Below are 6008 nucleotides of genomic sequence, written 5' to 3'. Positions count from 1 at the left end.
CGGCGCAGCAGGTCGGCCCCGTGGTGTGCGACGAAGGCCGCCGTGTCGGCGATCTCCGGGTCCGTGTCGACGTGGATGATCTGCTCGGCGGGAACGCCGCCCCAGCCCTCCCCCACCGCTCGGGCCACCGGATCCGTGAGGAGTCCGAGACGGTCGGCAGCAGGGCAGGCATCCTCGAAGGTGCCGATGGGGGCGCGCATGCGCGCAACGCTAACAGCCCCTGGCCCATTGCTGGTTGAGTGTCTCATCTGACGGGCGGGATCGACACGGCCATCGTGATGCGAACGGGCTCGGAGCCCTCGTTCCGGTAGGCGTGCGAGTGGTGCGCCTCGAAGGTGGCGGAGGCTCCGGCGGGCACGGCGTACGGGACGTCGTCGACCACCAGGGTCAGCGCGCCCGCCGTGACATGGAGAAGTTCCACGGTGCCTTCGGGGTGCGGGTCGGACGTGCTCGACTCACCTGGCATCAGGTTCCAGGACCAGAGTTCCAGCGGGCCCCGGGCCTCGGTGCCGACCAGCAGGGTGGTGGAACTGCCCGCCTCGGTGGACCACATGCGGATGGCCTGACTCTCGGGGACCAGGCGGACGGGCGCGCCCCGTTCGTGGTCGAGCAGCGTCGTGATGCTGACCCCGAGGGCGTCGGCGAGCTTGACCGTGGTGCCGACGCTCGGGTTGGTGCGGGCCTGCTCGATCTGGATGATCATTCCGCGGCTGACCCCGGCACGGGCGGCCAGCGTGTCCAGGGTGAAACCCCGCTCGCCCCGCCAGCGCTTGAGGTTCCGGGCGAGGGACTGGGTCAGCTGGTCGAGATCCGTCACATTCCGTCCAATATTTTGGATGCCTTGGTAGCGAATACTGCACTACGGTGTGCTGTACTCACCGTTCATCGCACTGTACTGCGAGGCCTGCCCATGACCGCACTGTTCGCCCTGGCCACCAGCCTGTTGTGGGGACTGGCCGACTTCGGTGGCGGGGTGCTGACCCGGCGTGCCCCCGCGCTCACCGTGGTGGTCGTCTCGCAGGTGATCGCCGCGGTCGTGCTCGGCGTGATCGTGATGGCGACCGGCGGCTGGAGTGAGGCCGGCCCACAGCTCTGGTTCGCCGTCGCGGCAGGTGCGGTGGGTCCGGTGGCGATGCTGAGCTTCTACAAGGCCCTGGCACTCGGCCCGATGGGCGTGGTCTCGCCACTCGGTTCGCTGGGGGTCGCCGTGCCCGTGAGCATCGGGCTGGTTGTCGGCGAGCGTCCCGGCCTGTTGCAGTGCGCCGGGGTGGCCGTCGCCGTGGCCGGCATCGTAATGGCGGGCGGACCGCAGTTGCGCGGCGCCCCGGTGCAGCGTCAGGCGGTCCTGCTGACCCTCGTCGCGGCGTTCGGTTTCGGGGCCGTGATGGCCCTCATCGCCGAGGCGTCCACCACGGTGACCGGACTGTTCCTGGCGCTCTTCGTCCAGCGGATCACCAATGTGACGGTGGGCGGCGCGGCACTGTACGCCTCCGTGCGGCGCGGGGCACGCGCCCTGCCCCCGGACGGCGGCGCCGCCGTGGTGCTCGCCGCGCTGCCGGCGCTGGCCTTCGTGGGTCTCGCCGACGTCGCGGCCAACGGCACCTACTCGATCGCCGCACAGCACGGGCCGGTGACCGTGGCAGCCGTGCTGGCCTCGCTCTACCCGGTGGTCACGGCCCTGGCCGCGCGCGGACTGCTCGGGGAGCGGCTGCGCGGGGTACAGGCCGCGGGGGCGGGGCTCGCGCTGCTGGGCACGGTGCTGCTCGCGACCGGCTGACGGCCGCGGGGGCAGGCGGGCCTCAGCTCTCGTCGAGCTCCGCCACGGCCAGGAGCTGTTCGGGGGTCACGCCCGCCGGGATCGGCACCGGGGCCGGTGTCCGCAGGGGCGGCTGCCACCCCTTCTCGGGGTCCCAGCTCCGTACGACACGGGCGGGGGCCCCCGCCACGACGGCATGGTCGGGCACCTCTCCGCGTACCACCGCGCCCGCGGCCACCACCACGTTGCGGCCGAGCCGGGCACCCGGAAGGATCACCGCTCCGGTGCCGATCCAGCAGCCCGGGCCGATGGCCACCGGCTCCATCCGCGGCCACTGCTTGCCGACGGGCTGCTCCGGGTCGTCGTAGCTGTGGTTGGTCGAGGTGATGTAGACGTACGGTCCGCAGTACGTGTCCGAGCCGATCGTCACCGTGGTGTCCGCGACGACATGGCTGCCGCGCCCCAGCACCACTCCGTCGCCGAGCGTCAGCACGGTGTCGGACCCGAGATCGAGATCGGGCATGAGCCCCGCCGTCAGGGTGACCTGCTCGCCGATGATGCAGTGGTTACCCAGTTCGATCCACGGTTCACCGAACACCGTGCCCTGCGGGAAGGCGAGCCGGGTGCCCTCGCCGATCCGGCGGAAGCGCAGACCGCCGGGGTGCGCCGCCGTGACCGCACCGGTCTTCTGGACCCAGCGCCAGCAGCGGTGGACGGCCCCGGAGAGGGCGCGCCGACGCCAGGCGGTCACGGAGGAGAACGTGTTTCTGTTCTTCGGCACGCGCTCACGGTAGTCGGCCGCTCCACGGACGATCGCCGCGGCGCCCTGTGATCTTCACCCCACCCGGCCGCGAAGCGCCCGGCCCGTCGCATACCGTTTCCCGGGCGGGACCGCCGGTCGGCGACCGGACGGCCGCGCCCCACGGCACGGGAGAACGAGAGGACGCGCGATGGCAGAGCAGGCGTTGATCACGGCCATGGGCGGCAAGGAGCCGGTCATCGACGCGGATGCCTTCACCGCACCGACTTCGGTGGTGATCGGTGAGATCACGATGGCCGCCGGCTCCAGCCTCTGGTACCACGCGGTGCTGCGGGCCGACTGCGGCCCGATCGCCATCGGGGCCGGCTCCAACATCCAGGACAACTGCAGCGTCCACGTCGACCCCGGCTTCCCCGTCACGGTCGGCGAGCGGGTGTCGGTGGGACACAACGCCGTACTGCACGGCTGCACGATCGAGGACGACGTCCTGGTCGGTATGGGTGCCACCGTGCTCAACGGCGCCCACATCGGCAGCGGTTCGCTGATCGCCGCCCAGGCCCTCGTCCCGCAGGGAATGCGCGTGCCCCCGGGCTCCCTGGTCGCGGGTGTGCCCGCCAAGGTCAAGCGGCAGCTGACCGAGGAGGAGCTCGAAGGCATCAGGTTCAACGCGGTCGGTTACGTCGAACTGGCCAAGGCGCACCGCCAGGCGTACGAGGACTGAGCGTGTGGGCCCCGGCCGGACGGCCGTGGCCCACAACGTCGCCGGCCGGCGCGGCCTTCGTCAGTCGGCGACCGGTACGGACTCGGGTTCGGCAGCGGCCCCGGTGGACTGCCCGGCGGCCTTCTTGGCACGGTTCTTGATGATCAGCATCGAGGCGAGGCCGATCGCAACGGCGATCGCCAGGCCCAGGTACGAGAACCGCTTGAGCCACTCCTCGGCGACGACTCCCACGGAGTAGATGACGGCTGTGGTGCCGCCCGCCCAGGCGATCCCGCCGAGCACGTTGGCGATCAGGAACTTCCAGTACGGCATGTGCAGGACGCCCGCGAGCGGTCCGGCGAAGATACGCAGCAGTGCGACGAAGCGGCCGAAGAAGACCGCCCACATGCCCCACTTCTGGAACGAGCGCTCCGCCATGGCGATCTGGCTCTCGCCGAAGTGCCGGGGGAACTTCCCGCCGAGCCAGGCCAGCAGAGGCCGTCCGCCCCTGCGGCCGATCGCGTAGCCGATGGAGTCGCCGATCACCGCCCCGGCCGTGGCGCAGGCGCCCAGGACCCACGGGTTGATGCCGTCGTGTCCCGCGGCCAGCAGCGCCGCGCTGATCAGCACGATCTCGCCGGGCAGCGGAATGCCCAGGCTCTCCAGCCCGATGACGACGCCCACCAGGACGTACACGCTGATCGCGGGGACGGTCTCCAGCCACTCCTGGATGTGCAACGCCGGTTCCTCCGTAGTGATGTCCTCATCGCCCGCCGGACAGCTCCACGGCGCACGGCGGAAGCCTACCGGTCGCCCCGCCGGCCCCGACAGGGCGAAGGAACCGGCCGCCCCGGACGCCCGAGGGGGCCGCCCGCTCCCTCCCGGGTGCGTGGCGGCCCCCTCCGGGCACGTCCGGGATCAGGCGATCGGGCGCAGCGTCCAGACCACGGTCATCTCACCGGTCACCGCACCGTCGGCGCGCTCGATCCGGACGGCCACGGGGAACTCGGGGCGCTCGCCCGCGTCGAGTTCGGCGACGACGTCGGCCACCGGGCGGCCGAGCGTGGCGGTCGCGGTGACCTCGCCCATCGCCAGCTTCCTGTAGGCGATCTGCGCGTTCACCGCGAGCGGGACGGCCCGCGTCAGCTGGTCGCCGAACGCGGCCATGACGATGGCACCGCTCGCCGTTTCCGCGAGGGTGAACATGGCTCCGGCGTGCGGTCCGCCGACATGGTTGTGGTAGTCGGCCTGGTCCGGCATGCGGACCACCGCGCGTTCGGCGGTGGACTCCAGGAATTCGAGGTTGAGGGTCCGGACCATCGGAACCGACGCGGCGACCATCTCGCCGGCGGTCATCTCTTCAGCGCTCATGGAACCAGATGTTACTCACGAGTAGAGATGTTTGGCCATGGCTCCCCGGACACGCGGCCACGCCCCGGACGCATCCTTCACCGTCCGCTCACGGGGGCGGCCGTAGCCGCCCGGGCGGCGCCCCTCTATCGTTACTCGCCATGTGGCCAGGACAGCAGCCGCCCGGGGGCGAGCAAAACCCGCAGGACCAGAACCAGAACCCGTACCAGCAGCCGGGGTACCAACAGCCGAACCCCTATCAGCAGCCGGGGTACCAGCAGCCCGGCGCCGAGCAGCAGCCGGGGTACGGCTACCCGCAGCAGGGTCAGCCGGGGCAGCAGCCCGGGTACGGCTACCCGCAGCAGGGACAGCCGGGGTACCAGCAGCCCAATCCGTACCAGCAGCCGACCGTCCCGCAGTACGCGGTGCCCGGTCCGCCCGGCGGGCCCCAGCCCGGCAACGACAAGAAGAAGACGACCGTGATCGCCATCGTCGCGGCGACCGCGGTCGTGGTGGCCGCGGCGGTCACCGGTGTCGTCGTGCTGAACAAGGACGACGACAAGGACGGCAAGAACGTCGCCGACGGCAAGAAGTCGTCCGCGCCCGCCAAGCCCTCCGACTCCGCGTCCTCGCCGGTGGCGAACCCGCGGGGCGAGGACGGCGACGCCAAGCCGCTCATCGCGGGCTGGAAGGTCGTGACCAACCCCAAGTGGGGCACACAGTTCGACGTGCCCGGCGACTGGGAGGTCGGCTCCCCCGGCACGTTCTCGTACTTCGAGGACGACGCGAAGGGTGACGGCTCGCCGCTGATCGGCTTCTCGGCGCCGGCGGACCTCAAGAAGAAGTGGTGCGTCGACGACTTCGACAAGGACGGCACCAAGGAGAACTACAGCCTCGCCGGTACCGGCACCCGTGGCGCGGAAGGCGCCACGGACCCGCGGCGCCCTGAACGCCAGGAACGAGGCGGGCACCTGGGCCTGGGCCGCCTACGCCCAGCACATGCCGAAGAAGACCATCAAGATCAGCAAGGCCAAGCAGTACACCACCACGTCGGGCCTGACGGGCAGCCTGGTCACGGCCACCGCCCCGAACGTCACCAAGAAGAAGAAGTGTGACAGCGACGGCAAGACCTACGCCTTCACCTTCAAGAACAGCAGCGGTGCCTTCTCCTCCTGGGTGCTGTACGCCGCGGCCGGCGTCGAGGGCGAACTGCCGGACGCCACGGTGCAGAAGATCCTCAGCACCGTGCGCCTGGTGAAGATCACCGAGTCCTGACCGGCGGAAACGCATTTGGCACAACGGGGCCGTTGCCGCGATAGTCCCTGAGTGACTGACGCAGCCGACCCCGCACCCCGCCCGGCCAGCCCCACCCCGGCGGGCCGCAACTACCGGCTGCTGACCGCCGCCGCGATCATCACCGGCCTGGGAACCCATGGCGCGCT

The 6008-nt window shown here is 71.1% G+C and carries 6 protein-coding genes and 2 pseudogenes; 3 read left to right on the top strand and 5 right to left on the bottom strand.

Annotated elements, in window-relative coordinates; all coding sequences use genetic code 11:
- Positions 1–200, bottom strand: a pseudogene (locus JGS39_RS38290) (YbaK/EbsC family protein); the annotation flags it as partial.
- Between the two features lie 44 nt (positions 201–244).
- On the bottom strand, positions 245–817 hold the full coding sequence (locus JGS39_RS38285) for a helix-turn-helix domain-containing protein (RefSeq protein WP_219574382.1): 573 nt from the start codon (positions 815–817) through the stop codon (positions 245–247).
- A gap of 93 nt (positions 818–910) precedes the next feature.
- Between JGS39_RS38285 and JGS39_RS38280 the strand changes: the two genes are divergently transcribed.
- A complete protein-coding gene (locus tag JGS39_RS38280; RefSeq protein ID WP_219574381.1) occupies positions 911–1777 on the top strand; it encodes an EamA family transporter in 867 nt (288 codons plus the stop codon).
- A 22-nt stretch (positions 1778–1799) separates the two neighbouring features.
- Here the strand turns inward: JGS39_RS38280 and JGS39_RS38275 are convergent, their stop codons facing one another.
- Positions 1800–2537 (bottom strand): acyltransferase, encoded by a 738-nt coding sequence (locus JGS39_RS38275; protein ID WP_219574380.1) that lies wholly within the window; start codon positions 2535–2537, stop codon positions 1800–1802.
- A 169-nt stretch (positions 2538–2706) separates the two neighbouring features.
- On the opposite strand from JGS39_RS38275, the gene JGS39_RS38270 reads away from it, so the two are divergent.
- On the top strand, positions 2707–3237 hold the full coding sequence (locus tag JGS39_RS38270) for a gamma carbonic anhydrase family protein (protein WP_219574379.1): 531 nt from the start codon (positions 2707–2709) through the stop codon (positions 3235–3237).
- Between the two features lie 60 nt (positions 3238–3297).
- Here JGS39_RS38270 and JGS39_RS38265 read toward each other — a convergent pair whose 3' ends face one another.
- Both JGS39_RS38265 and JGS39_RS38260 read right to left on the bottom strand, forming a co-directional pair.
- Positions 3298–3954 (bottom strand): DedA family protein, encoded by a 657-nt coding sequence (locus JGS39_RS38265; protein WP_219574378.1) that lies wholly within the window; start codon positions 3952–3954, stop codon positions 3298–3300.
- 180 nt (positions 3955–4134) lie between these two features.
- Entirely contained in the window at positions 4135–4572 is a 438-nt protein-coding gene (locus tag JGS39_RS38260) for a DUF4442 domain-containing protein (protein WP_219574383.1), read from the bottom strand.
- 155 nt (positions 4573–4727) lie between these two features.
- On the opposite strand from JGS39_RS38260, the pseudogene JGS39_RS38255 reads away from it, so the two are divergent.
- Positions 4728–5841 (top strand): annotated as a pseudogene (locus JGS39_RS38255) (DUF8017 domain-containing protein).
- Positions 5842–6008: the final 167 nt, after the last annotated feature.

The organism is Streptomyces poriferorum, assembly GCF_019399235.1.
GTDB lineage: Bacteria > Actinomycetota > Actinomycetes > Streptomycetales > Streptomycetaceae > Streptomyces > Streptomyces poriferorum.
This window is presented reverse-complemented; position numbering and strand designations above follow the sequence as displayed.

Bases quoted from the DNA above. Each gene is read 5' to 3' on its own strand.
- JGS39_RS38280 (WP_219574381.1), top strand. From the start codon at position 911: ATGACCGCACTGTTCGCCCTGGCCACCAGCCTGTTGTGGGGACTGGCC.
- JGS39_RS38260 (WP_219574383.1), bottom strand. From the start codon at position 4,572: ATGACCGCCGGCGAGATGGTCGCCGCGTCGGTTCCGATGGTCCGGACC.
- JGS39_RS38270 (WP_219574379.1), top strand. From the start codon at position 2,707: ATGGCAGAGCAGGCGTTGATCACGGCCATGGGCGGCAAGGAGCCGGTC.